Here is a 23069-nt window from a genome sequence, read left to right as displayed (position 1 = left end):
AAAAATCCGAGTAAAATTGGCCAGTTTTCATCAAATTTTCATGAAATCGGCCATTTTTTTTGCGTTTTTTGGTGCAAAAGGCACGGAAAAACACGGCCCGTTTTCACTAAAATGGGTAAAAATGGGCCCAAAAAAGCGTTTTATATAACAGCAGTGTTACAAATATTACAGATTGTCATACTGTAATATTTTTCTTAACGCGGGCGTAACGTAACCCCAATCTAACTGACACAACCATCGGTTATTCTAATACCCGTTAAGCAAACAAAGGAGGACATTCATTTATCATGAATATCAAAAAAGCTTTAGTTAATACTTTGGGTACGGTTGCCGTTGTCGGTGCCGGCCTGTTCGCCACCAACGTCACGGCCAACGCCGACACTAATGTTACGGTCAAGCAGGGGGATTCTGTTTGGTCATTAGCTAACCAATACGGTTCATCCGTTAGTGCCATCGAAAGTGCCAACAGTTTGAGCAACAGCAACTTGATCTACGTGGGCCAAACGTTGAACGTGCCAAGCAGCACGAAGACGGCTACCACTAACAGTTCTAGCGTTGCTAGCCAAAACTACACGTCTACGAACAACCAAGCTAGCCAATCCACGACTAGTCAAACAACGACTAACCAAGCAACGACGACCAACAACACTCAAGCAAGCAGCACGACTGCTTCAACTGGTGTGTCTGGTTCCGAAGCCAGCGCCAAAGCTTGGATCGCTAACAAGGAATCTGGCGGTTCATACTCAGCCACTAACGGCCAATACATTGGGAAATACCAACTGAGTTCTTCTTACCTGAACGGTGACTACTCAGCTGCCAACCAAGAAAAGGTTGCGAACTCATACGTCGCTTCCCGTTACGGCTCATGGTCTGCGGCCCAAGCTTTCTGGCAAGCAAACGGCTGGTACTAAACTGACCAGCGCTTAGAAAAGCTAACTAATTTACGTTTAAAATCAAGTAACGCCCCCGGATGCAGGTCCGCGGGCGTTTTTTGTCGGTTAAGTGTCTGAAGGTTGCAAGTACAACACACCTGATAATGCCCAGCTGACAAGGATTATGAACATTAAATTAGTCCACACCATCACCTGCGGCCGTCAGAGATTCCGGTAGCTATGGGGAACGCCGGTGGCCTAAGGAGCGGTCCACCGACTCGGCTTGAAGCTTGACGAACCCCGTCAATCTCCAAACACGTCCCACGCTGTAAGCTGAGGAAAAGCGCTCAGCTAACACCGTTGCCACAGCAACCTACATCTCTGACTGCCTCCGGTTACGTCAGTGGCAACCATAAAGTTGGCAGGAACATCGCTGAAAAAGCGATATACATCTACATTAATGGGTAATCTACTACGTAGCCGTGAGTGAGCTAAATTTGGACTCAGCCGTGGGAGTTTTCAAGTGATTTGCTTGGAAACTGGCGTCTTCGAGACGTGTTTTTCGGCTCGAAGCGAGGTTGAAGACCGCCCTTTGGCTTCGACCGGTCCTTCCCGCAGCGTCACGGTCCGAATTTGGCGAACGGTAAGGCGGTCAGCACGGACTACCTTATGTTCAAAGACTAGTTTTGCTGCCATAAACTCAGATGTCACCATGAATCTGGCTACTGTCATGTGGGTTAGGATGATTAGCTAGTGCGCTTCCCAATCCGTGGAAATTACCTTAGGCGTGTTAAGCGAAACAGGCTGCCCAGCAGAACCGGTTGTAGAAGCTGCCGAAAGTAGTATATCTTGGGGAAAAGTCCCAGCAACTTTCCGTGGCATGCGCCTAGCCAGCGGTCGGTAGCACAATTATTTTTGTAGTTTTCGGTGAAATTTACTCTAAAAGACCTGATTGACAGCCAGATCTTTGGCGACTGCCACCCAGAGACACTGACTTTCCCGTCACACCCACGCAACGTAAGAACCGAAAACCCGGTTAATGTTGCAACCGGATTAACCACATTACGCTTTGTCATTTAAGCCGGTATTTCTTAACGTGGGCGTAACTCAGGAACAATCACGGTGTAACCTCCGCGGGTTATGATAGGTCTCGTTAAGTAATTGATAGACAGAGTCACTAATCAAAAGGAGGACATTCATTTATATGAATATCAAAAAAGCTTTTATCACTACTTTAGGAACTGCAGCCATCTTAGGTGCCGGTATCTTCGCCGGAACTACTTCCGCTAACGCCGACGTCCGGGTAACGGTGAAGTCGGGAGACACGGTTGCTAAAATCGCTAACCAATACAACTCCAGCGTTTCTGCTATCGAAAAAGCCAACAGCTTAAAAAATGTTAACTTGATTTATGTGGGCGAATCCTTGGAGATTCCTAACGCCACGAGCGCTTCAACGACCACTACGACTAGTGCGGCAACCACGCCTAGCCAATCCACAACGACGACCAACACAACAAATAACGCTAAAACAAACTACAGCCACACTTACAGCAACCAAGCCAGCACGAGCGCCTCAACGGGGACGACTAGCAGCGCTTCTACGGCGTCTACGTCCACGACGGGCTCTGACTCTTCAGCCAAGGCTTGGATCGCTAACAAGGAATCTGGTGGCTCTTACACCGCTACCAATGGTAACTACTACGGTAAGTACCAATTGAGCAAGTCTTACCTGAATGGGGACTACTCTGCCGCTAACCAAGAAAAGGTTGCGAACGCATACGTGACGTCCCGTTACGGGTCATGGGCCGCTGCCAAGTCATTCTGGCAAGCAAACGGCTGGTACTAAACCAGATTAAGCAAATAAATCCCTGAAAAAAGGACGGTCCAGTGAAAGAATACTGGCCGTTCTTTTTCGTGTCTAGACCGGCGTTTAACGACATATTGTTACACCAAGTTACCCGAAATGGTGAATCCCGTTACAAGTTTGTAACATACGGAAAACCTGGCTGTAACTTAAGAACGTTATGATATTCTTAATTAATTCATTAGGAGGGGCCCACAGTTGAAATTAAAAACCGTTTTCATGTTAATCGTCATGGTCGTGTCATTGGCCCTTCCTAGTGTCTCGTCAGTGGTCAAGCCTGCTACGACGGCCGAAGCCAGTGTGACTTACACTTGCAAGCTGTCCAAGAAGGAACAACGGGCTAAAGCCTGGATCGCCGTTAAGGAATCTGGTGGCAATTACCGCGCCCGAAACGGCCGGTACTACGGCAAGTACCAACTCACCATTTCCATGTTGAAAGGTGACTACAGTAAAGCCAACCAAGAAAAGACCGCGGATCGTTACGCACACAACCGGTACGGTTCCTGGACCAAGGCCAAGCGTCATTGGTTGGGCTACGGCTGGTTCTAACAAATTAACGTAAATGATAGGGTCACGGCTGCGGTCGTGGCTTTTTTGCTGTCACTAACTGGAAGCCGACCCTAAAAATTCTCACAGAAAGCCAATCTTTTCTTGAAAGCGGTTACAAAATCATTTAAACTGGGAAGTAACCGAGAAAATGATTGGGAGGAAGCAGTACTATGGCAAAGACATTAGCAATTAACGCAGGTAGCTCGACATTGAAGTGGAAGTTGTTTTCCATGCCAGAGGAGACGGTGATTGCCTCAGGGATGGTCGACCGGTTGAATCTACCGGGGTCCATTTTCAAGGTCAAGTTACCCGATGGCAAGAAGATTACGGATACGCAGGACAATATCACCAATAAGCTGGCGGCGGCCATGGTACTGACGCGGCTGAAATCCTACGGGATCGTTAAGCATCTGAGCGAGATTACGGGTGTCGGCCACCGGGTCGTGGCTGGCGGGGAAGTCTTCAAGGACTCCGCGGTCATCACGCCCATCGTGTTGAAGCAGATCAAGGAACTCAAGGATTACGCGCCGTTGCATAACCCGGTGCAGGCCTACTACATCGAGGTCTTCCAGCAATTATTGCCAGAAGCCAAGCAGGTCGCGGTCTTTGACACGTCGCTATACACGGAAATGCCCGCCGTCAATTATATGTACAGCATTCCCTATGAATATTATGATAAATTTGGTGCCCGGAAGTACGGCGCCCACGGTACGAGTCACCGTTACGTGGCCCACCGGACGGCAGAAATCTTGGGCAAACCGTTGTCCGATTTGAAGCTGATCACGTTGCATCTGGGTTCTGGCTCATCCATCACAGCGTTTGACCACGGCCATGCCCTAGACACGTCCATGGGCTTCACGCCGCTGGCCGGGGTCATGATGGGGACGCGTTCTGGGGACATTGACGTGTCACTGGTTGCTTTTTTGGCCGAGAAGCTCCACAAGACCATGCCGGAAATGATCGATATTTTGAACCATAAGTCCGGTCTGCTGGGAATCTCCGAGCTATCGCCTGATCAACGGGACTTGGAAAAGACCCAAGACGAACGGCCAAAGTCAAAATTGGCGCTGCAAATGTTTGTCGACCGGGTCGTCAGCTACGTCGGCAGTTACATCGCTGAACTGGGTGGCGTTGATGCCATTGTCTTCACGGCCGGTTCCGGTGAGAACGGCGTGGACATGCGCCAAGCCGTTGCGGACAAGCTGAATTACTTTGGCATTGCGATCGACCCCGCTAAGAATGATTTCCGTGGTGAGGAACACATCGTTAGCCCTGACGGCAGCAAGGTGCAGGTACTGGTTGTGCCAACGAATGAAGAATTGATGATTGTGCGCGATGTGGCGCGGTTAACTGAATAGTCAATGAAAGCGTCGCTCCGGTATGGGGCGGCGTTTTTTAGTCAAACGACGCGAGAAAATGCTGGAAGTAGGTGGCCATCATTTGGTATTGGTCGATGGGCAGGTTGTGGCCGGCATCTGCGAAGAGTCCCAGGGAGCCGTTGGGTTGGCGAGCCATGAAGGCCAAGTGGTCGGTATAGCCGATGGTCACATCATGTCGGCCGGACAGCAGGGTGATGGGTTGCGTGAAACGAGTAGCCTTGAGATCCGTTTCGAAGGTCAAGCGGTAGTGCTGGCCGTGGTCGCGATGTAGCTGATGTAAGGCGTCGAGGTCGGTTCGGCGGATGCCGGGGATGACCTGCGTTTGAAAGGCTTGCCAGGTCTCGGGGGTCTGCACGACCGTGACCTTTTGGTAGTTGGCAAAATAATCCGCATTTTCCGTGACCTGAATTGGCGTGGTCGTGAGGACTTGGCGGTCGGCAACGTGGCGCTCGCCTTTGATGCCAGTGAGTGTCGGGCAGACCAAAAAGAGGCGTTGTACACGTTCGGGTTGCTGAAAGGCCAAGCCTAACGCCAGGTAGCCGCCGTAGGAGTAACCAACCACGGTGTAGGGTTGATTGCCCAAGACCGCGTGAATGGTTTCTTGAATGGCTGCTAAGACGTGGTTACTGTCTGTTTGGTCAGGTGGTAAGGCCGGCGTGGCGCCCATGCCGGGTAGGTCGAGGTAAAGTCGCGTGTGGGGCTGGTCGGCCATGAGCGGCTCAAACCATTGTTCCATTGCATCATGGTCGATAGCAGCGCCGTGAATAAACACGATGGGGCTGCCGTGGCCGCGTAAATCATAATGTAAGTGCATCGTTGGTCCCTCCTAAAAATACCGATAACATACCTTCATTATACCCTAGCATCACCATGTTAACGGGGCCTTAAGTAGGGGCTTAACCCTTTCTTGACCACTATGTCAGTTAGGTAAAGACCGTGACAAATTGTCATGAAGACCGGCATTCTTTAATTGAGTAGTAACTTGTTCCTAACGGCGTTGAGATATCCTGGCGGTAAGCTAGGGTCAATCAAAAGGGAGGAACCACTTGATGATTAGAAAAGTTCTACTTACCACCTTTAGCGCCGTTGCGGTTTTCGCCGCCGGCATCGGTTTTTCCGGCGTCACTGCCAGTGCCCACGCCTTACAGGGAGCGGCGAACACCCAATACCAACAATCGCAAGCTAGCACTTACACCGCTTCAGCCGTGAGCCTCCGCGGGCAAGCGGCTAGTCAAACCAGTACCACGAGTACCAGCAACAACGCCACCGGGGCAACGATTACCGCTGCACAGTTTGAGCAGCAGGGGGTCGTCTACCTCAATGGCAATAAATGGACGTATTATTCTGGTAGCCTGACCGCTGACGGCACGCAAATCAGCGCCAACGGCCTGGACCCTAATGGCTATCGGGTCGTCGCGGCCCCAGCCAGCGTGCCATTTGGCACTAAGATCATGACACCACTGGGCATGGGCGTCGTGCATGACCGCGGAACCGCCATCACGGGCAATCACTATGACGTGGTGTTGCAGTAAACTAGTGGGTAAACGTAACCGCACCTCATCGGTTGAGCCGAGGGGGTGCGGTTTTGTTTACGTCTAAATGGCTGGGGGAGCCAACGTATCTATAGCATACCTGATGTTTAGCCGAATTGCGAGTGATATCTAACTAATTTAGTTGGTTACTTAGGGGTTAACCAATTGAACTAAAAAAGGTGGTGCTCAGACAGTTGTTTTATAAATAAATCGTTAATAAAATATAGATAATATTGTGGATAATTAACACTTGATACTTGGCGAAAAATCAGGTAAGCTTTAGAAACAGTAGCGACTTACGCGTGTTGCGGTTCTCTAGCTAGGGGAGGACAAATGATGCTGGCGTTAAGTTTGACTGGGGATGCTGTCTTGGCCGTCACGCCCGTTCGCGCTACACGGACCAATTCAGCGCAAAAAACGAGACTAGCGCAATCGTCTAGTCTCGTCAGGATAGTCAAATTTGTCAGGTTCAGCTCATCTGTAAATCACGCCGACGATACCCAATCCAGCCAATGAGCACGAGCACAACGGCAAGACCAACCATCCAACTGAAAGTCGTCCAGTCCATGGCGTGGAGGGGAACGCGCGGCATCCAGCCGGTAGGGGTGACATTTTTAACCCAATCGGGCAACTTCAGGAGGCTCCCCATGTAAACGCTGATGAAACCCAGGGCCAGGTATAACCAGCTGATGGCTTTTAGTCGTGGCCAGCAGCCAACCAGTAAGACGCTCAATGCCAGAAATACCCAGATTTCAGGCAGCTGGGCAGCAACCCCGTGCCAAAACTCGGTTGCGCTGATGCCATCCTTGACGTGGGTCAGGCTGGCGTCACCCATAACGACGATACCGGCCAGCCCCCCAATGAAGGCCAGTGTGCTGGTCACAAAGGCGGTTCCCACGTAACTGAAGAGCACGTGGGTCCGACTGACTGGTCGCGCATAGAGGGCTTCCAGCCAGCCACGCGTCTCATCGGTATGGAGTTTCAAAATCAACTGCATGCCCGGGATGATAGCCACCGCGGCCATGACGATGGCTAATAGTGACGTGAAACTCAATAAGATCTTATGATTGGCTTCGTGAACCATGGCAGCCCCGAAGACCTGTTGCATCGTGGGATTCGTTTTGAGAATGTCGCCAATCGTGTTAAAGACCGTGCCATAAGCGACGCCGAAGATAATGACCGCGATGATCCAAGCGATGATCACGTTGCGTTGCCGCCGCCAAACCAGCGTGGCGGGTCCACGCAAGAAGCTAGAGGCTTGGGCACGGCCAGGTCGCGTCGTGATAGCACCCGCGCCGATGTCTCGGTGGTCGTTGGCCAGCAAGGCCAGTTGCAGGAAGACGAAAGCCGATAAGAGACTTAACCCCACGGGGAGCCAGCGGGGATCGTTGTAGGGCGCGAGCTTTTCGACCCAGCCCAACGGCGACCACCAGGTTAAGCGGGGATGCTGGACGTCCGTGATCATCCGACCCAGGTAGCTAATGCCAAAGACGGCATAGGCCAGACCGGTCGCGCTCGAAGCGTGGTCAGCGACCTGAGCGGTGAGTAGCCCCAGCATCCCGAATAAAAGACCGGTCGCGGCTAACCCCAGGCCGATGAGCCAATTGCCCTCGGTGGTGGCTCCTGGCATGTTGGCGGCGCTTAGTCCGACGCTGTAGAGGATACCCAGTAGACCGTTGACCAGAATCAACTCAATGGTGGCGGCCAGCAGTGGTGCGGTGGTCCCCACAGCGTGTGCGCGGACCAGTTCGGTGATGCCGAGATCCTCCTCGGCCCGGGTCGCGTGAACGCTTAACGCCAAGTTCATGACAACTTGAATCAGGGCCATGAAGAGCAACATTTCGTTGGCGAAGATTTCAGCCGTGGTCACCTGTCCCTTAAAGGAAAAGGTGCCAAACATAGCCACGATGCCCGGACTCGCGAGGGTACCCTTGATGGCATTGATTTCACTAGGTGTGCCGTAAATCCCCTCAAACTTCCAGGCCACACTGGCCATGAGGGCTGCCAGAATCAGGATCCACATGAGAATACGGAAGCGGTCGCGGCGGAGAGCCAAACGCACCAACTGTCCTGTACGTCCATAACGTGTCATGATGCTCACTCCTTCCCCGTGTAGTAGTGCATGAAGAGGTCTTCCAGTGTGGGTGGCGTGCTTTGTAGCGCTGCGATTTGGTGTTGGGCCAACGTGGCCATCACGGTGCTGAGGTGTTCGGCCTCAACGGAGAATTGCCATTCATGTGGGGCGTGGCCAGCTTCGACCCCGTGAACACCGGGGAGAGTGGTGACATCAAAATCATCGCCTAAGGTCACGGTCACCATCGTTCGTGTCAGGTGGCGCATGTCGGCTAGGCTCCCGGTCTCGATGAGTTGGCCTTCGCGAATGATACCGATTCGGTCACACATGCGCTCAACTTCAGATAGGATGTGGCTAGAGAGCAAGACGGCCTTGCCCTGTTGTTTTAGTGCCATGACGGCATCTTGGAAAATACGTTCGTTTAACGGGTCCAGGCCAGAGGTGGGTTCGTCAAAAATGTAGAAATCGGCGTTCTGGGAAAATGCCGCAATCAACGCGACCTTTTGCCGGTTCCCCTTCGAATAGGTCCGGGCCTTCTTGGTTGGGTCCAGCCCAAATTGCTTGATCAGCTCATCGGTCTTAGCGGAGTGGGCCGTGCCGTTCATCTTGAGGAGGAGGTCAATGATTTCGCCACCTGTCAGATTTGGCCAGAGATAAACGTCGCCGGGAACGTAAGCTAGACGTTGATGAATGGCGACGCTGTCGGTCCAGACGTTTTGACCGAAGATGCTGGCTGTCCCGCCGGTCGCACGGATGAGTCCCAGTAACACCCGAATCGTTGTGGATTTACCCGCGCCGTTGGGGCCGATGAAACCAAAGACCTCGCCTGGTCGTACGTCAAACGTGATGTCTTTGAGTGCTTGGAAATGCCCAAATTTCTTTTGTAGATGATTAATTTGCAGTACAGGATTTGTCATAGAGAATCCCCTCCTCACAGTTTTAAAATCGATTACATCGTAAGCCCCTGGTCACCGAAAGTCAACGAAAAAGTGAACTATTTTTATAAAATAGTTCACTAAAATGTCGGTGAAGAGGAACTTGCGGTATGATAGACTATAGACCAGTAAGGAATCTGTGAGGAAGGTGACGGTAAATGGCAACCAATCAAGAACGCAAGGCCCAGCAGCGGCAGGGAATTTTGGCGGCAGCAATCGAGCTGTTTAACACACAGGGGTTTAAGCCCACGCACGTTAAGACCGTGGCCCAGGCAGCGGGCGTGTCGCAGGTGACGCTATACAAATATTTTGATAGTAAGCTGGAATTGGGGCACCAGGTTGTCATTGAGATGATCAATCAGGGCTATGCCAGTTTTCAAAAGCTGATCGACGATGATCAGGTCCCGTTTCCCGATATCGTCAAGGCCATGATGGCCAACAAGGTCAAGCTCAGCGACAAGATTCACCCGGATTTCTACCAGTTTGTCATTGATGAGATGAGTGGTAAGAACGGCAGTAATGTGGTGAAGGAAGCCTACGTTGCTGGTGAAAAAAAGTTCTGGGACGCCGTGGTCGCGCGCGGACGAGCAGCGGGGATGATCAATCCCAATGTTTCGGATGAGGCATTACTGTTATACTTGGAAATGTACGTGTCGTACTTTACCACGGCTAATATTGCGCCGGAAAAGTACCAGCGACTCGTTGACCAACTAATGCATTTATTTTTCTACGGGTTTGCGGGCGTTCCCGCGACGGTGGACCATCCGCAACCGACCAAGGAGGAGAAATCTTGACAGAGACCACAGTTTTAGCAGCAGTTCGCCAATTTTCCCAAGATAAAATGGGGGATGATGAGACGGGCCACGGCTTCGATCACATTCAGCGCGTCGTCGGCCTGGCTGATCGCATCAGTCGATCATACCCAGAAGTCGACCACTTAGAGACGCTCACGGCGGCGTATTTACACGACGTCATTGATGAAAAATTGGTGACAGATACCGCCGCAGCCAGTGCGGAGGTTCGTCAATTTTTGGTGACGCAAGGATTGACGACGGCGCAGATCGACACGGTATTCTTGATTATGGACAACATGTCTTATCATAAGACACTCGATGGGACTGCGAGGCCCTTGCCGCTAGAGGGACAAATCGTCCAAGACGCCGACCGCCTTGATGCCATTGGTGCGATTGGGATTGCCCGGGCCATTTATTTCGGTGGCCATTTTGGTGAAAAGATCTATGATCCAGCTGTAAAGCCGCGTACGGCAATGACCCACGCCGAATATCGAAATCTCAATAACGAAACAATCATCAATCATTTTTACGAAAAACTCTTAACCTTGAAGGATTTGATGAATACCACGGCCGCGAAACAAATCGCAGAACACCGGCAACAGGTGATGTTGGATTACCTGGCCGAGTACAAGGCCGAATGGAACGCGGAAGCTTAGGCTGACCGCGTTTTTTTCTGCAATTGGAATCGCTTTAGTCTAAATTACCTGGTGCATTTCCCGGCGAAAATGCGTATCATGGATAGTAATGCTAAATTTAGAGAGAAGCGAATAAGATGCAAACGACTGTCCAACCCGAGAAGGTGCCCCGCGGCAACCTGATCGCTATTTTTGCGATTGCCCTCATGGCTTTCTTGGGAATTTTAGTGGAAACGTCCATGAACGTGGCGTTCCCGACCCTGATGACGCAAATGCACGTGTCCTTGAACACGGTGCAGTGGATCACGACGGGCTACCTGTTGACGGTGGCGCTGTTGATGATCACGTCAGCGTTTTTGAAACAGCGCTTCACCAACCGCCAGTTGTTTGTCGCAGCGGCAACGGCCTTTATTTTAGGTGATTTAATCTGTGCGCTCGCAACTAACTTTCCGATTTTATTGATTGGTCGACTGATTCAGGCTGGTTGTGCCGGGTTGGCGATTCCGTTGATGTTTAACATTGTTGTGGAAAGTGTCCCGCGGTCGCGGTTAGGCTTTTATATGGGGATGGCTGGGCTGATCTTGATGATTGCCCCAGCTAGTGGCCCGACATTTGGCGGTATCATGGTCTATCTGGCTGATTGGCGGATGATTTTCTGGTCTACGTTGCCCGTTGAAGCGCTGATTCTAGCGCTGGGATTCGGGGCCATCAAGCAATTCTCACCGGTCCGTAAAGTTAAATTCAACTGGGGGCAATTTCTGTTGTTGGCGGTGGCCTTCATCAGCTTTACCCTGGGGCTCAATAGTGTATCCACGGCTGGCGCTGTCAGTTGGCAGTTCCTTGGTGGCCTCGCGTTGGCCGTTGTGGCAGTGGTCGGCTACATTTGGTTGGCCAAGCACAGCGACCAGCAATTATTGAAGCTGGAGATTTTTAAAAATCCCGTATTCACCTACAGCTTCTTTGCCTACTTTATCCTGCAGTTCTGTAATATCGGCATCAACTTTGCCCTGCCCAACTATGCCCAAATCGTGGTTGGCGCGACGTCCCTGTTTGGGGGACTGATGCTACTGCCCGGGAGCTTGATCACAGCGGTCTTACAGCCGTGGTTCGGCCACCTGTTAGATGAGCACGGTGCCCGGTTGCCCATTTTACTGGGGAGCAGTCTGTTTCTGTTCTCCGCACTGATTTTTACCGTGTTCGGCCAACACCTCAGTATCGTCTTGATTGCAGTGATGTACATTATTTTCAGTATTGGGCGGTCGATGGCCTTCAGTAACACGCTGACCAACGGACTCAAGGAAGTCGACATGAGCCAGCGGGCCGATGCCAACGCCATTTACAATACCGGTCAGCAGTTTGCCGGGTCGGTCGGCACGACGATTTTGGCCGCACTGATGTCATCGGTGAAGGTGAGTGGCATGTCCTACGCCCATGAAACGGCGATTGGGAGCCAATTGGCGTTTGGCCTGATCTTCGTGTTAAGTATCATTAATTTTGGCTTTTACTTTGTGGTGTTCCGGTATCAAAAAAATGATAAATAGTGATGAGGCGAGGGCTGGGGGGTCCTCGCCTTTTTGTATAAAAATACCCCCAATCTCTCTCAGCAAATCGAGCAGGATTGGGGGTAAAAATTAGAAGAAAATGATTTCTGTGTCATACCCAGTTGGTGTCAACGTAATGCGTCGCGCACCGCGGGGCAGTGAGCCATAGGTGTTGTAGCCCGAGACATTACCGTAATTAAGACCGATACCCTGGTAGTTGGCGGTGAAATTGTTGTCGTGATCATGACCAGCAAACAGTGCTTTGACATTTTGGGCTTGCCGCAAAGTGTAGAACAGGCCGGAATTTGTGACGGGTGAGCAGACGGGTTCACCTTGTTGTCCGGTCAAGATCTGCTGAGCAGCCAAGTTATACTCCGGCAAGGGGATGTGCAAGAATCCCAGGTCTGTGCGTTCGGCTTGCCGCGCGTAGGGGAGTCGGGAGAACCAGTCAATTTGTGCGGGGTCAATGGCGGCGTACTGTTCGGACTCTGGCCATTGCGAGTAGGCGCCACTGTCCCAGACGTAAAGAACGTGGGCAAGCCTACCGTCGCGGGAAATCTCCAGGGTGTAGCTTTCCCGATTGGCAATGACATTGGCGTGGTGCTTGTCCGCACGATGAGTCAGCCCATTCTCCAGCTCGCGTAAGGCGGCACGATTCGCGGCCCCCTCCGTGTCATGATTGCCATAGGTGACGGCGACTGGGATTTCCGCATGATTTAAGACCATATACAAGGCGGCCAGAGTTTCGGCCGGATTGGGGACGTCTTTGCCCCAGAGCAAATCCCCTGTGAGCAGGATTAAATCAAATTTATGTGTCTGCAGTAGCTGATCAATCGCTGTGAGCGTTTGTTGACTAGCGGTATTTAAGGGGACTGGCCCTAAGTGGATATCCGTCAGTTGACAGATTCTAAAGGGCGTTTGCCCAGTTGTGGCAAGTTGCATGGCACATCACGCCTTTCTTAATTGGCAAAGTGATTTTCAAGATAGGTGTTGAACCCTTGGCCAACAGCGCTGACGGCATGGGCATCCGCACCGAAGACTAACGGAATGCTTCGCGCCTTTGCTTCTTGAATCCAGGGTAGCGTCGGGGTGAACTCCGTTTGGGCCGGTCGGAAAAGTCCCGCCATATTGCAGTCCAACAGGTCGTTTTTTTCGGCGATGGTATCCAGCAGGTGGCGTAGCAAAGCATCTGTCGCGGCATCAGCCCAAACCGTGGTTGCCGGGAAGGTGTTACGCCACTTGCGGTATAACATGATATGACCGTATCGCGTGGGCTTATTGTCAACTGACCAGTCTACGGCTGCTTGCAGGCGCTTCAGATAGGCGTTAGCCACGGCTAGCGGGGAACCGTATGCTGCGACGACCCCCGATTTGAAATCAGCTGCGTTATCGTCGATCGCCCGAAAGCCTTGGGCTGTGGGTAAGAAGTGGACAGATAGAATCGCGTCGTCAATCTGATTGCCAAATTTGGCCAGTTGGGCCGTGGTCCAGTCTGCGAATTCCGGGAAGAAATCAAATTCAAAGCCAACTAGAATGGTCATTTGCTGGCGATATTTTTCCTTTAAACGGGTCATCTTTTCCAGATAAGCGGGTAGCTCAGTAAAAGCACAAGCGGCGGTGTAGACGGCATGCCGCGAACCAACCGGGTGGGCATAAAATGTTGGCGGCAACGGAAAGTGTTCCGTGATACTGTAGGTCTTGAATCCCTGGGCAATAGCTGCTTGAATGAATGCTTCAACGTCCTCGCCGGATCCGTGGGGACAAAATTCCGTGTGGTTGTGGCCGCTCCAGGTCTGGCGGTCGATGGTCCGGAGAGCTGAGTTACTTAACATGAGCAGCCCCCACCAGATGGATCATTGCGGGGTCCAGGTAAAGCGTCATCGTCGCATCGACAGCTAGAGGCGTGTTATGGTTCAGCAACTCGACTTTGAGGGGCAGATCAGCATCACTTAAGAACTGATAGCGGACACGATCCCCCAGCATAGTGACCGCAGTTATTTTTCCAGGAATCGCCACGGCGCCGGGTTGCGGTTCAGGTGAAAGTAGTTCTGGACGCACGACGTAGTGCTCAGTGGATGCTAAGGCGTGATGCGTTGTGGGGGCCACGCCCAGTTGCTGTAGTTGTTGGCCCGTTAACAGATTATGATTGCCGATGAATTGCGCCATGAAATCATTAGTCGGTTGCGTGTAAATGGTCATAGGAGAGCCTTGTTGTTGCACGCAACCCGCGTTCATGACAACGATGTCATCGGAAATCGCCATGGCTTCTCCCTGGTCATGGGTGACAAATAGCATGGTGATTCCCAACTTTTGTTGGTACTCCCGAATCTGTTCACGAAGACTCACGCGAATCTTGGCGTCTAGAGCGCTGAGCGGTTCATCCAAAAGTAAGAGCTTAGGTCGGAGAACCATTGCTCGAGCGATGGCAACACGTTGTTTTTGGCCACCCGACAATTGGTCGGGGTAGGCATCACGCTTGGCGGTTAACCCAACAGTTTGGAGCATCGCGGTGACTTCTTGTTGAATGACAGCCGCTGACTTCTTTTGCACACGTAACCCGTAAGCAACGTTGTCAAAGATCGTCATGTTTGGAAACAGCGCGTAGGATTGAAAGACCATGCCAATGTGTCTTTGGTTGGCGGATTGGCTTTGAATCTCTTGCCCATCCAACAGAATTTGGCCACTGACTGACGTATTGAGACCAGCAATCGCTCGCAGGACGGTAGTCTTACCGCTCCCGCTGGGCCCCAGAAACGTGGTCAGGGTATTGCGGCGAACGTTGAACGACATGTCCTTGATGACCTGATTGCCAGAGAGGGTGATGCTGAGGTTTTGTATCTGTAGAAAGTCTGACTGCATTAGCGCTTTGTATCCTCCTGTTTAGAGTGGTGTGGTGCGGCGTATCGTTGCATGATGACGATTAGAATTAATGAGACCAGCGCCAAGAAAACAAAGTAGATGGTGGTCAACACGCTACTTGCCTGGCCGTTGCTCTGCATCAGCCGGTACATGTAGATCTTGAGCGTTTCAAAATTACCGCCCAGCAAAATGTTGGTCAGGACGTATTCGCCAAAGGCACTGGTAAAGGTCAATAGCATGGCTACTAAAATCCCCGCGCGGATATTTGGCATGATGACCTTGAGAAATGCCTTGAAGGGGGAATCACCCAGGACTAGTGCCTGTTCAAACATGGCCCGGAAATCGCGACCGATGAAGGCGTTGTCCAATGCCTGGTAGGTTAACGGCAGACTGAGCAAGGAAATCGCCAATACCAAAATCAGTAGCTTGGGAATTGGCAAGTCCGCGTAGAGTTGAATCAGTCCGGTCACCAGAATGATGCCGGGAATAGTGAAGGGGAGAACGGTAATAAAACGTAGTCGTGACTTGACTTGCGGGTTATACACGTTGGCGTAAAACACAACGGGTAAAAAGCAAATCAACGCAATCACGGTGGTTAAGAACCCCAGACCAAACGAGCGAACCAGTGCGGAAGTGAAATCGGCATTAGTGATCAGCTGGCTGTACCACTTTAGCGTTAAACCACTCGGCAGGAGCGTCTTGATCCATGACGTAGCGAACGAGTAAATCATCGTGACGAGAATGGTGTGGCTAGATAAACAAATAAGACGGTGATGATTCCGCGAGCGAGATAGGTGCTTGCTTTACTGTGCATTAAGCCTTGACCCTCCGTTTCGTGTGGGTGACCCGATTGCCTAGCCAGACAATGAGCGTCATGACTAAGGCAAATAAGGTGGCGAAGGTACAAGCTAAAGGAACATTGGCGGTCAGCCCACCATCGATCAGAGTCCCAATCAAAGTGGGGATGGTCACGATACTATTACCGGTTAGGGCAAAGGTAGTTTCGTAAGTCCCCATGGCATTCGCAAATAACAGCGTAAAAACCTCGACAATGTTGGGGAAAATGACTGGTAGAATGACCCGTTTAAAGAAAAAGAAGGGTGAGGCCCCGAGGACCGCTGAAATCTCATGCCATTCTGGATTGAGCTCTTCAAAGACTGGAAACAAAAACATGATGCCCAAAGGAACTTCAAAAAACGTGTAGGCCAAAGTGGTGCCAGTCAAGGAGTAGATCTCAAAGAAACGGGGAAGGTGCAGCGCTGTGGTGAGCGCTTGCCAGATGCCGGCGTTACCGAAGAGAATGATCAATGAAAACGCCAGGGGGACCCCTGCAAAGCTGGCGGACATATTAAACAAAGACAACAGCACATTCTTCGTTTTAGGTGCCAGCCGGGTTAGGGCCCACGCCCCGATGATGGCCATCACCAGGGAGACTGTCGTCGTAATCAGTGAGATTCCCAGACTATTGCGAATCGCTTCGCTATAGTAGTGGTTGCTGATCACCTGATGATAGTTGTCCAGGCTAAAGCCACCGTCGAGGTTCTGAAAACTAGCGATGACCATGACGATAATCGGCAGCAAGAGAACCAGGACGACCAATAGGCTCAGTGGTAAAAATATTTTTAGTCGAGTTGTCATTGCATTTATTTCGCTCCGAGAACTTCATTTTGCCATTGCTGACCTAATTTCACCGTCGCCTTGTTCCAGACATCGTTGCTCTTCACGTGGAAGACCTTCTTGTAGTCGCTTTGAGGCAGGAGCTTTTTCTTCACATCTGCTGGGAGCTTGACACTAGACCGAATTGGCCGTGCATAGCCCTTTGCTAAGTTGATTTGACCCTGATCAGAGAGGATAAAGTCGCGGGCTAACTTGGCTGCGTTCGGGTGGGCCGCGTTCTTGTTAATGATTTCTGTGTACCCACTCGTCACAGTCCCATCGGTAGGTACCGTGATCTTGAAGCGTTTGGCGTCGATCTGGTGGGCATAGTTGAGGGCGTTGAAGTCCCACATGACTGATACCTGAATCTCGCCTTTTTGTAGGTTTTGCACGGTAGCATCGACGGTGGAAAGGCGCTTTTTGGCGTGCATCTTTGCAAAGTATTTCAGACCAGGTTCCACGTTATCTTCGCTCCCACCATTGGCGTAGGCAGCGGTTAAGACAGCATATTGTGCTTGGGCTGCGGTGGCCACGTCACCTAAGGACACCTTGTATTTACCGCTGGCTAAATCTGCCCAGGACTTAGGTGCGTCGCTGGCTTTCACGTTTTTGGTATCCGTGATGAAGACCATTGATCCAGAGTATCCGGCTGAGTAATAGCCCTTTTTATCCTTGGCCCAGCTCGGAATCTCCTTCCAGTACTTCGTCTTATAAGGTGTTACTAATTTTTGTTGGACAGCCGTTGGGGCAACGTTTAGACCGATATCCCCAATGTCAGGAGAGTCACTGGACTTGGCGCGCTTGAATTTCTGAAGTTCTTGCGTACTGGACATGTCCGTGTCGGTATGTGCGATACCATACTTGGATTTAATATCTTGCCAAGTGCCGATCCAGTTGGCCCAGGTATCGGGCATGCCGACGGAAGCAATCTTGCCTTCCTTCTTCGCTTGTTTTTCGATCGTTTTCCAGTCGTCAGAGGTGCCCTCAGCGCTCTTGGTCGAGCATCCGGCTAATGTAGCAGTCAGCGTCAGTGCCGCTGCGGCGATTGCAAAATTTCGTTTGTTAAACATGAAAGTAACACGTCCTTCTCTCAGATTAGGTACGAGAAGTATGTTATCGAACCCATGTAAAGTACTTGCAAAAGTGAGATATTATTTTTGTAAAGGATATATTTATTTAATCATGCAAACGGTTACGACTGGTGATGGACAGGTAATCGATGATGCCAAAAAATTATCGACGTGGCAGCAAAAAAGCGTTTGGAAAATATATCCAAACGCCTCGAGTAAGACTAATGTTCTTTAATTTGTAAGGCCAAGCGCACCAGCAAGTTCGTCAGCAGGGAAATCAGCAGCGCGTACCCTAATACTACGGCTAGCAAAATGATGGCCGCCGTGAGCAAGCGGAGAAAACCGCTGGCCGCATTGAACAGCGTCAGGCCAACCGTTAAGACGACCACGATGGTGATGAAACCAATCAGGCCGATCCGCGAATTGGCGAAGTCGGCGGCGCTTAGGTCGAAGCCCCCAATGCTAAGGTTGAGTGACAGTAAAATCATGATGGGCCAACGGACCCACGGATGGGAATCACCGCCCAGCGCACCGAAGAAACCGGTCCAATCCAAGGCAAAAGGATTGGCAATCAGCGTCAACATGCCTTGAAACCAACTGGGAATCAACAGGGCCGTCAATCCCAGCAGAACCGCGGCACAGCCGAAGATGGGGGCCACGCCGATGAATAAATTGCCGGTCGTTTGGTACCAATTGTGCTGATTCCAGGTGTGATTGACGTAGCCCAGCGCCAGGTCCGGTTGACCGTCACGGCCGCGTTGGTGGGGATGGGGCCGTTTCAGCAGTCGGACCTGTTCAATGCGGTGGCCAAACGCGAGAGCCGCCAGCAGGTGACTGAGTTCGTGGAAAAAGATGCCGATGAAGCCCAAGTATAGCTCGCTGTTCACGCCAAAGCCGTTGGCCAAAAACCGCTTGGTGTCGCGGTTCAAATAGGTCAGTAGCGCCACGAACACGAACGGGATCACGATCAGATCCAGCCCCACGATGCCCAAGTTCTTGAAGATTATCCCCAGGTCGGTGTTCATCCGCCTACTCCAGCAGGTCGGTGAAGGTGCCGTGGACTAGGGTTGCCAGGTCCGCAGCGTTCACTTCTACCGACCGGCCGATTTGTCCGGAAGAAACCAGAATGTCGCCTTGTTCTTGCGCAGTGTTGTCAAAGTAAATGGGGAAGTGGTTCTTTTCCCAAATGCCGACGGGCGTGTTGGCGCCATGCTCATAGCCGGTCGTTTTGACCAAGTCCTTGAGCGGAACCATGTCGACCTTCTTGTTGCCAGAGGCCTTGGCTAGTTTCTTTTCGTCCAGGTGTTCGTCGATGGGCAGCACGCCCACAACGGGACCGGTCGTCGGACCACTGAGGACCAGCGTCTTATAGATATGGTGTTCGTCCACACTTTGGTGGTCGACTTCTAATTGGGCAACGTCGCCCTTGGTATGGGTGGCAAATTCAAATTGTTTGTATGCAATCTTATTTTTATCTAAAATCTGTTCCACAAGTGTTTTGTGGAGTCGTTTCCCTTTTTTCTTTTTGGACATGAGAGTCACCTTTCAATTATTAATAAATTGGACCGCACTTTAAAACCAACTGGTCCGGTTGTTTTTCGATAAAAGAAGACACCGCCGGTAAAACCTGTTATACTCTAACACAGAGAAGTTATGTTGGGTAGGGATACCACCCAACACGTGGCGCAAGTTTATTTGCAGAGTTATGAGGAGATATCATGGCAGATTTAGTCTATCGACAAGTGATGCGGGACTTAAAAAAACGAATCCATCAAAATGAATTTCCCAACAAGCGGCTACCAGACGAGCGGAGCCTCAGCGAAGCTTACGGTGTTAGCCGTAGCTCGGTGAAACGGGCCCTCAGCATCTTAGCCAATCAGGGATTGATTTTTAAGAAGCGCGGTTCCGGTACGTTCATTAACCCATTATATATGAAAAACCAGACAATTTTTCAATATGAGGGTTCTAATTTAGGAATTACTGACAGCATGAAGTCGGCGGGCAACACCCCCGGCATTCGGCTATTAAACTTTAACGTGGTTCCCGCCAGCAAGGAAATCCAGCAGGATCTCTTCTTAGATGACGGTGATTTTGTCTACGAAATCAAGCGGTTGCGGCTGTTTGACGATAAGCCCTTTATGATTGAGACCGGCTACATTCCGATTAAAATCGCGCCGAACCTGACGCAGACGACGGTGTCTGATTCCATTTTTAATTATCTGGAAAGCCAAGACAAGGTCGTTACCAAATCCTTCATGTCGATTCAGGCCCAGCCCTCGACGGCGGAGGATCAAGAATTGCTGCACTTGAAGCCGGTCGAACCGGTGGGCATCATGGAAGGTATTTTCTTCTTAGATGATGGCACGCCATTTGAGGTCTCCAACATGCGACTGCACTATCAGTATTTGAACTATAACACCTTTGTCTCCCTAGATGAAGAGTAGAAGCGCAACAACCACGAGCCTGGGATAAATTTCCCGGGCTTTTTTGTTTTATCAGAGGGTGTTAGATGGCAGGTGTCCGCTCTGTTAAGCCGGTAGGTTCAGTCGCTGACGTGGCCAACGGTAATTGCTGGTCAACGGCTAGGGCCCCTGATACAGTAGAGATAGTCCGATTTGGGCTGGCGCCAAACTGTGAGAATACCTGTTGGCGCAAGGTCTATGGTAGGGTGGTTGATGCAACAAGCGCACGTAGTTAGACAGCTGGTTCGCTAACTCGTTAAATTGATACGGTCCAATTGTCAAAAAGGTTGACTTTTATTTCAAACAGACTATCATAGGACTTGTAAAAAGCATCCCGGTAAAAATATGGGATAAATTTTACTAAGTTATCTAGCAGTTAGGTAATGTCGTTACGAATTCAAAGAAGGAGTGTTATTTACATGGCAAATGCAGACTTCGACTCCAAGGCATACTTGGAAGGCGTTGACAAGTATTGGCGTGCAGCAAACTACTTGTCAGTTGGTCAATTATTTTTGCGTGACAACCCGTTATTGAAGCGTGACTTAACCTCTGACGATGTAAAGATTAAGCCAATTGGTCACTGGGGGACAATTGTTTCTCAAAACTTTATTTACGCTCACTTAAACCGGGCAATCTTAAAGTATAATCTGAACATGTTTTATATTGAAGGCTCCGGTCACGGTGGCCAAGTCATGGTTTCTAACTCGTATCTGGATGGTAGCTACAGTGAAATTTATCCAAACATTTCCCAAGACGAAGCTGGTTTGAAGCGCTTATTCAAGCAATTCTCCTTCCCAGGTGGTGTGGCTTCTCACGCTGCCCCCGAAACACCAGGTTCTATCCACGAAGGTGGGGAATTAGGTTACAGTCTGTCTCACGGGACTGGTGCTATCTTAGATAACCCAGACGTCATTGCCGCTGTTGAAATCGGTGATGGGGAATCTGAAACTGGCCCATTGGCCGCTTCATGGTTCTCAGACAAGTTCATCAACCCAATCAAAGATGGTGCGGTTCTGCCAATCATCAACATGAACGGGTTCAAGATTTCTAACCCAACGATTCTGTCTCGGATGTCTGACGAAGACTTGACTAAGTACTTCCAAGGCATGGGCTGGGATCCACACTTCGTTGAAACCGATGGCGCTGACCATATGAAGGCTCACGAAGACATGGCCAAGACCATGGACGAAGTTATCCCTGAAATCAAGGCTATTCAAAAGAATGCCCGTGACAACAACGATGACTCCTTACCTGTATGGCCAATGATCATCGTGCGTTCACCTAAGGGCTGGACTGGTCCTAAGGAAGACTTAGATGGCAATCCTATCGAAGGTTCCTTCCGTGCCCACCAAGTCCCAATTCCTGTTGCCGCTGGTGACATGGAACACGCCGACATGCTGGTCAACTGGTTGAAGTCTTACAAGCCAGAAGAACTCTTTAACGAAGACGGCTCAATCAAGCAAGAAGTCCGTGATATGGCGCCTAAGGGTGACCAACGGATGGCTATGAACCCAATCACTAATGGTGGGATCAAGCCAGAACCATTGAAGCTGCCTGACTACAAGAAGTATGCGGTCGACACGACTGAACACGGCAAGACGATTGCCCAAGACATGATCGTTTGGGGCAAGTACCTGGCCGATGTTATGAAATTAAATCCAAACAACTTCCGGGGCTTTGGTCCTGATGAAACCAAGTCTAACCGGCTTTACGCAGCGTTGGACTACGGCAAACGTCAATGGATGGAAAATATTCATGAACCAAATGATGAAAACATGGCCCACGAAGGCCGGATCATCGATTCACAATTGTCCGAACACCAAGCTGAAGGCTGGTTGGAAGGTTACGTTTTGACTGGTCGTCACGGCTTCTTCGCCACTTATGAATCCTTTGGCCGGGTCGTTGACTCCATGTTGACACAACACATGAAGTGGTTGCGTAAAGCTTCCGAACAAGAATGGCGTCATGATTACCCATCCTTGAACTTTGTGGACACCTCGACTGTCTTCCAGCAAGACCACAACGGGTACACCCACCAAGATCCAGGTATGCTGACGCACTTGGCTGAAAAGAAGCCTGAATTCATCCGTGAATACCTGCCAGCCGATGCCAACACCTTGTTAGCTGTCGGTGATGTGGCTTTCCGGAGTCGCGAAAAGATCAACTTGATCGTGACGTCCAAGCATCCACGTCCACAATGGTTCTCCATTGATGAAGCCACTAACCTGGTTCACAATGGGTTGGGCTACATTGACTGGGCTTCTACGGACCAAGGTCAAGACCCAGATATCGTCTTCGCATCTGCTGGGACGGAACCAACTTGGGAATCATTAGCCGCAATTTCCTTATTGCATGACGAATTCCCTGAAATGAAGATTCGCTTCATTAACGTGGTTGATCTTTTGAAGTTGCGTTCACCTAAGCTGGACCCACGAGGGATTTCCGATGAAGAATTTGACCGGTTATTCACGACTGACAAGCCAGTGATCTTCGCCTTCCACGGCTTTGAAGGCCTAATCAAGGATCTCTTCTTCGATCGTCACAACCACAACGTTCACGTTCATGGTTACCGTGAAAACGGGGACATCACCACGCCATTTGATATGCGGGTCCTTAACCAATTGGATCGCTTCGATCTGGCTAAGGAAGCTGTTAGTGATATTCCAGCTTACGCAGTCAAGGGTGCTTACTTCATTCAACGGATGGACGACATGGTGGCTAAGCACACTGCTTACATTCGTGAAGTCGGGACTGATTTGCCAGAAGTTAACAACTGGCAATGGAAGCCGTTGAAGTAACATTAAACCGAATAACAATTAACGTCTAAAAGGTGTTCAACCGGTCTTA

At 50.6% G+C, this 23069-nt stretch carries 22 protein-coding genes; 10 read left to right on the top strand and 12 right to left on the bottom strand.

The window, feature by feature from the left end; genetic code table 11:
- The first annotated feature begins 287 nt into the window (after positions 1 to 287).
- Entirely contained in the window at positions 288 to 911 is a 624-nt protein-coding gene (gene apf, locus NGM66_RS06445; RefSeq protein ID WP_208907731.1) for an aggregation-promoting factor, read from the top strand.
- A 480-nt stretch (positions 912 to 1391) separates the two neighbouring features.
- Here the strand turns inward: apf (NGM66_RS06445) and NGM66_RS06440 are convergent, their stop codons facing one another.
- Positions 1392 to 1568: a hypothetical protein gene (locus tag NGM66_RS06440; RefSeq protein WP_208907732.1), complete on the bottom strand. Its 177-nt coding sequence runs from the start codon at positions 1566 to 1568 to the stop codon at positions 1392 to 1394.
- Between the two features lie 508 nt (positions 1569 to 2076).
- Between NGM66_RS06440 and apf (NGM66_RS06435) the strand changes: the two genes are divergently transcribed.
- The 3 genes from apf (NGM66_RS06435) to NGM66_RS06425 all read left to right on the top strand — a co-directional run bounded on the left by apf (NGM66_RS06435) (position 2077) and on the right by NGM66_RS06425 (position 4643).
- A complete protein-coding gene (gene apf / locus NGM66_RS06435) occupies positions 2077 to 2718 on the top strand; it encodes an aggregation-promoting factor (RefSeq protein WP_208907733.1) in 642 nt (213 codons plus the stop codon).
- 216 nt (positions 2719 to 2934) lie between these two features.
- Positions 2935 to 3285, top strand: a complete 351-nt coding sequence (locus NGM66_RS06430; protein ID WP_208907734.1) for an aggregation-promoting factor C-terminal-like domain-containing protein — start codon at positions 2935 to 2937, stop codon at positions 3283 to 3285.
- A gap of 170 nt (positions 3286 to 3455) precedes the next feature.
- Entirely contained in the window at positions 3456 to 4643 is a 1188-nt protein-coding gene (locus NGM66_RS06425; protein WP_208907735.1) for an acetate/propionate family kinase, read from the top strand.
- 37 nt (positions 4644 to 4680) lie between these two features.
- Here NGM66_RS06425 and NGM66_RS06420 read toward each other — a convergent pair whose 3' ends face one another.
- The gene (locus tag NGM66_RS06420) at positions 4681 to 5478 is read right to left on the bottom strand and encodes an alpha/beta fold hydrolase (RefSeq protein ID WP_208907736.1); all 798 of its coding nucleotides are present in this window, start codon (positions 5476 to 5478) and stop codon (positions 4681 to 4683) included.
- A gap of 235 nt (positions 5479 to 5713) precedes the next feature.
- Here NGM66_RS06420 and NGM66_RS06415 point away from each other — a divergent pair, with 235 nt between their 5' ends.
- Entirely contained in the window at positions 5714 to 6196 is a 483-nt protein-coding gene (locus NGM66_RS06415; RefSeq protein ID WP_208907737.1) for a hypothetical protein, read from the top strand.
- A 469-nt stretch (positions 6197 to 6665) separates the two neighbouring features.
- On the opposite strand, the gene NGM66_RS06410 is transcribed toward NGM66_RS06415, so the two are convergent.
- A complete protein-coding gene (locus NGM66_RS06410) occupies positions 6666 to 8288 on the bottom strand; it encodes an ABC transporter permease (RefSeq protein WP_208907738.1) in 1623 nt (540 codons plus the stop codon).
- Positions 8289 to 8293: 5 nt separating this feature from the next.
- Positions 8294 to 9187, bottom strand: a complete 894-nt coding sequence (locus tag NGM66_RS06405; protein WP_208907739.1) for an ABC transporter ATP-binding protein — start codon at positions 9185 to 9187, stop codon at positions 8294 to 8296.
- 176 nt (positions 9188 to 9363) lie between these two features.
- Between NGM66_RS06405 and NGM66_RS06400 the strand changes: the two genes are divergently transcribed.
- From NGM66_RS06400 to NGM66_RS06390, 3 genes are all read left to right on the top strand, one after another.
- The gene (locus NGM66_RS06400; protein ID WP_208907740.1) at positions 9364 to 9999 is read left to right on the top strand and encodes a TetR/AcrR family transcriptional regulator; all 636 of its coding nucleotides are present in this window, start codon (positions 9364 to 9366) and stop codon (positions 9997 to 9999) included.
- Positions 9996 to 10655: an HD domain-containing protein gene (locus NGM66_RS06395; protein WP_245155298.1), complete on the top strand. Its 660-nt coding sequence runs from the start codon at positions 9996 to 9998 to the stop codon at positions 10653 to 10655. The genes NGM66_RS06400 and NGM66_RS06395 overlap by 4 nt, the downstream gene beginning before the upstream one ends.
- A 116-nt stretch (positions 10656 to 10771) precedes the next feature.
- Entirely contained in the window at positions 10772 to 12175 is a 1404-nt protein-coding gene (locus NGM66_RS06390; protein ID WP_208907741.1) for an MFS transporter, read from the top strand.
- Between the two features lie 90 nt (positions 12176 to 12265).
- On the opposite strand, the gene NGM66_RS06385 is transcribed toward NGM66_RS06390, so the two are convergent.
- The 8 genes from NGM66_RS06385 to ybaK all read right to left on the bottom strand — a co-directional run bounded on the left by NGM66_RS06385 (position 12266) and on the right by ybaK (position 19293).
- Positions 12266 to 13117, bottom strand: coding sequence for a metallophosphoesterase family protein (locus tag NGM66_RS06385; protein WP_208907742.1), 852 nt, complete (start codon positions 13115 to 13117; stop codon positions 12266 to 12268).
- Between the two features lie 17 nt (positions 13118 to 13134).
- Positions 13135 to 14007 (bottom strand): histidinol-phosphatase HisJ, encoded by an 873-nt coding sequence (gene hisJ / locus NGM66_RS06380; protein WP_208907743.1) that lies wholly within the window; start codon positions 14005 to 14007, stop codon positions 13135 to 13137.
- Entirely contained in the window at positions 13997 to 15034 is a 1038-nt protein-coding gene (locus tag NGM66_RS06375) for an ABC transporter ATP-binding protein (RefSeq protein ID WP_208907744.1), read from the bottom strand. Before NGM66_RS06375 ends, hisJ begins: the two co-directional genes overlap by 11 nt.
- Positions 15034 to 15765: an ABC transporter permease gene (locus tag NGM66_RS06370; RefSeq protein WP_245155299.1), complete on the bottom strand. Its 732-nt coding sequence runs from the start codon at positions 15763 to 15765 to the stop codon at positions 15034 to 15036. The genes NGM66_RS06375 and NGM66_RS06370 overlap by 1 nt, the downstream gene beginning before the upstream one ends.
- Before the next feature lie 82 nt (positions 15766 to 15847).
- Positions 15848 to 16672 (bottom strand): ABC transporter permease, encoded by an 825-nt coding sequence (locus NGM66_RS06365; protein ID WP_208907745.1) that lies wholly within the window; start codon positions 16670 to 16672, stop codon positions 15848 to 15850.
- Positions 16673 to 16677: 5 nt separating this feature from the next.
- The gene (locus NGM66_RS06360) at positions 16678 to 17760 is read right to left on the bottom strand and encodes an ABC transporter substrate-binding protein (RefSeq protein WP_208907746.1); all 1083 of its coding nucleotides are present in this window, start codon (positions 17758 to 17760) and stop codon (positions 16678 to 16680) included.
- Positions 17761 to 17981: 221 nt separating this feature from the next.
- Positions 17982 to 18785, bottom strand: coding sequence for a hypothetical protein (locus NGM66_RS06355; protein ID WP_208907747.1), 804 nt, complete (start codon positions 18783 to 18785; stop codon positions 17982 to 17984).
- Positions 18786 to 18789: 4 nt separating this feature from the next.
- Entirely contained in the window at positions 18790 to 19293 is a 504-nt protein-coding gene (gene ybaK / locus NGM66_RS06350) for a Cys-tRNA(Pro) deacylase (RefSeq protein WP_208907748.1), read from the bottom strand.
- Between the two features lie 185 nt (positions 19294 to 19478).
- Here ybaK and NGM66_RS06345 point away from each other — a divergent pair, with 185 nt between their 5' ends.
- Both NGM66_RS06345 and NGM66_RS06340 read left to right on the top strand, forming a co-directional pair.
- The gene (locus tag NGM66_RS06345; RefSeq protein WP_208907749.1) at positions 19479 to 20204 is read left to right on the top strand and encodes a GntR family transcriptional regulator; all 726 of its coding nucleotides are present in this window, start codon (positions 19479 to 19481) and stop codon (positions 20202 to 20204) included.
- 437 nt (positions 20205 to 20641) lie between these two features.
- A complete protein-coding gene (locus tag NGM66_RS06340; protein ID WP_208907750.1) occupies positions 20642 to 23020 on the top strand; it encodes a phosphoketolase family protein in 2379 nt (792 codons plus the stop codon).
- The last annotated feature ends 49 nt before the right edge of the window (positions 23021 to 23069 follow it).

Origin of the sequence: Levilactobacillus yiduensis, assembly GCF_024718525.1 — a bacterium.
GTDB classification, from domain to species: Bacteria; Bacillota; Bacilli; order Lactobacillales; family Lactobacillaceae; genus Levilactobacillus; species Levilactobacillus yiduensis.
Note: the sequence above shows the minus strand (reverse complement) of the source record. Positions and strands in the feature narration are given on the sequence as shown.

Excerpts from the sequence above, each read along its gene's own strand:
- NGM66_RS06385 (WP_208907742.1), bottom strand. The coding sequence starts at position 13,117 with ATGCAACTTGCCACAACTGGGCAAACGCCCTTTAGAATCTGTCAACTG.
- ybaK (WP_208907748.1), bottom strand. The coding sequence starts at position 19,293 with ATGTCCAAAAAGAAAAAAGGGAAACGACTCCACAAAACACTTGTGGAA.
- NGM66_RS06360 (WP_208907746.1), bottom strand. The coding sequence starts at position 17,760 with ATGTTTAACAAACGAAATTTTGCAATCGCCGCAGCGGCACTGACGCTG.
- NGM66_RS06340 (WP_208907750.1), top strand. The coding sequence starts at position 20,642 with ATGGCAAATGCAGACTTCGACTCCAAGGCATACTTGGAAGGCGTTGAC.
- NGM66_RS06370 (WP_245155299.1), bottom strand. The coding sequence starts at position 15,765 with ATGATTTACTCGTTCGCTACGTCATGGATCAAGACGCTCCTGCCGAGT.
- NGM66_RS06400 (WP_208907740.1), top strand. The coding sequence starts at position 9,364 with ATGGCAACCAATCAAGAACGCAAGGCCCAGCAGCGGCAGGGAATTTTG.
- NGM66_RS06365 (WP_208907745.1), bottom strand. The coding sequence starts at position 16,672 with ATGACAACTCGACTAAAAATATTTTTACCACTGAGCCTATTGGTCGTC.
- NGM66_RS06375 (WP_208907744.1), bottom strand. The coding sequence starts at position 15,034 with ATGCAGTCAGACTTTCTACAGATACAAAACCTCAGCATCACCCTCTCT.
- NGM66_RS06405 (WP_208907739.1), bottom strand. The coding sequence starts at position 9,187 with ATGACAAATCCTGTACTGCAAATTAATCATCTACAAAAGAAATTTGGG.
- NGM66_RS06345 (WP_208907749.1), top strand. The coding sequence starts at position 19,479 with ATGGCAGATTTAGTCTATCGACAAGTGATGCGGGACTTAAAAAAACGA.
- NGM66_RS06420 (WP_208907736.1), bottom strand. The coding sequence starts at position 5,478 with ATGCACTTACATTATGATTTACGCGGCCACGGCAGCCCCATCGTGTTT.
- NGM66_RS06425 (WP_208907735.1), top strand. The coding sequence starts at position 3,456 with ATGGCAAAGACATTAGCAATTAACGCAGGTAGCTCGACATTGAAGTGG.
- NGM66_RS06415 (WP_208907737.1), top strand. The coding sequence starts at position 5,714 with ATGATTAGAAAAGTTCTACTTACCACCTTTAGCGCCGTTGCGGTTTTC.
- NGM66_RS06390 (WP_208907741.1), top strand. The coding sequence starts at position 10,772 with ATGCAAACGACTGTCCAACCCGAGAAGGTGCCCCGCGGCAACCTGATC.
- hisJ (WP_208907743.1), bottom strand. The coding sequence starts at position 14,007 with ATGTTAAGTAACTCAGCTCTCCGGACCATCGACCGCCAGACCTGGAGC.
- NGM66_RS06355 (WP_208907747.1), bottom strand. The coding sequence starts at position 18,785 with ATGAACACCGACCTGGGGATAATCTTCAAGAACTTGGGCATCGTGGGG.
- apf (WP_208907731.1), top strand. The coding sequence starts at position 288 with ATGAATATCAAAAAAGCTTTAGTTAATACTTTGGGTACGGTTGCCGTT.
- NGM66_RS06410 (WP_208907738.1), bottom strand. The coding sequence starts at position 8,288 with ATGACACGTTATGGACGTACAGGACAGTTGGTGCGTTTGGCTCTCCGC.
- NGM66_RS06440 (WP_208907732.1), bottom strand. The coding sequence starts at position 1,568 with ATGGCAGCAAAACTAGTCTTTGAACATAAGGTAGTCCGTGCTGACCGC.
- apf (WP_208907733.1), top strand. The coding sequence starts at position 2,077 with ATGAATATCAAAAAAGCTTTTATCACTACTTTAGGAACTGCAGCCATC.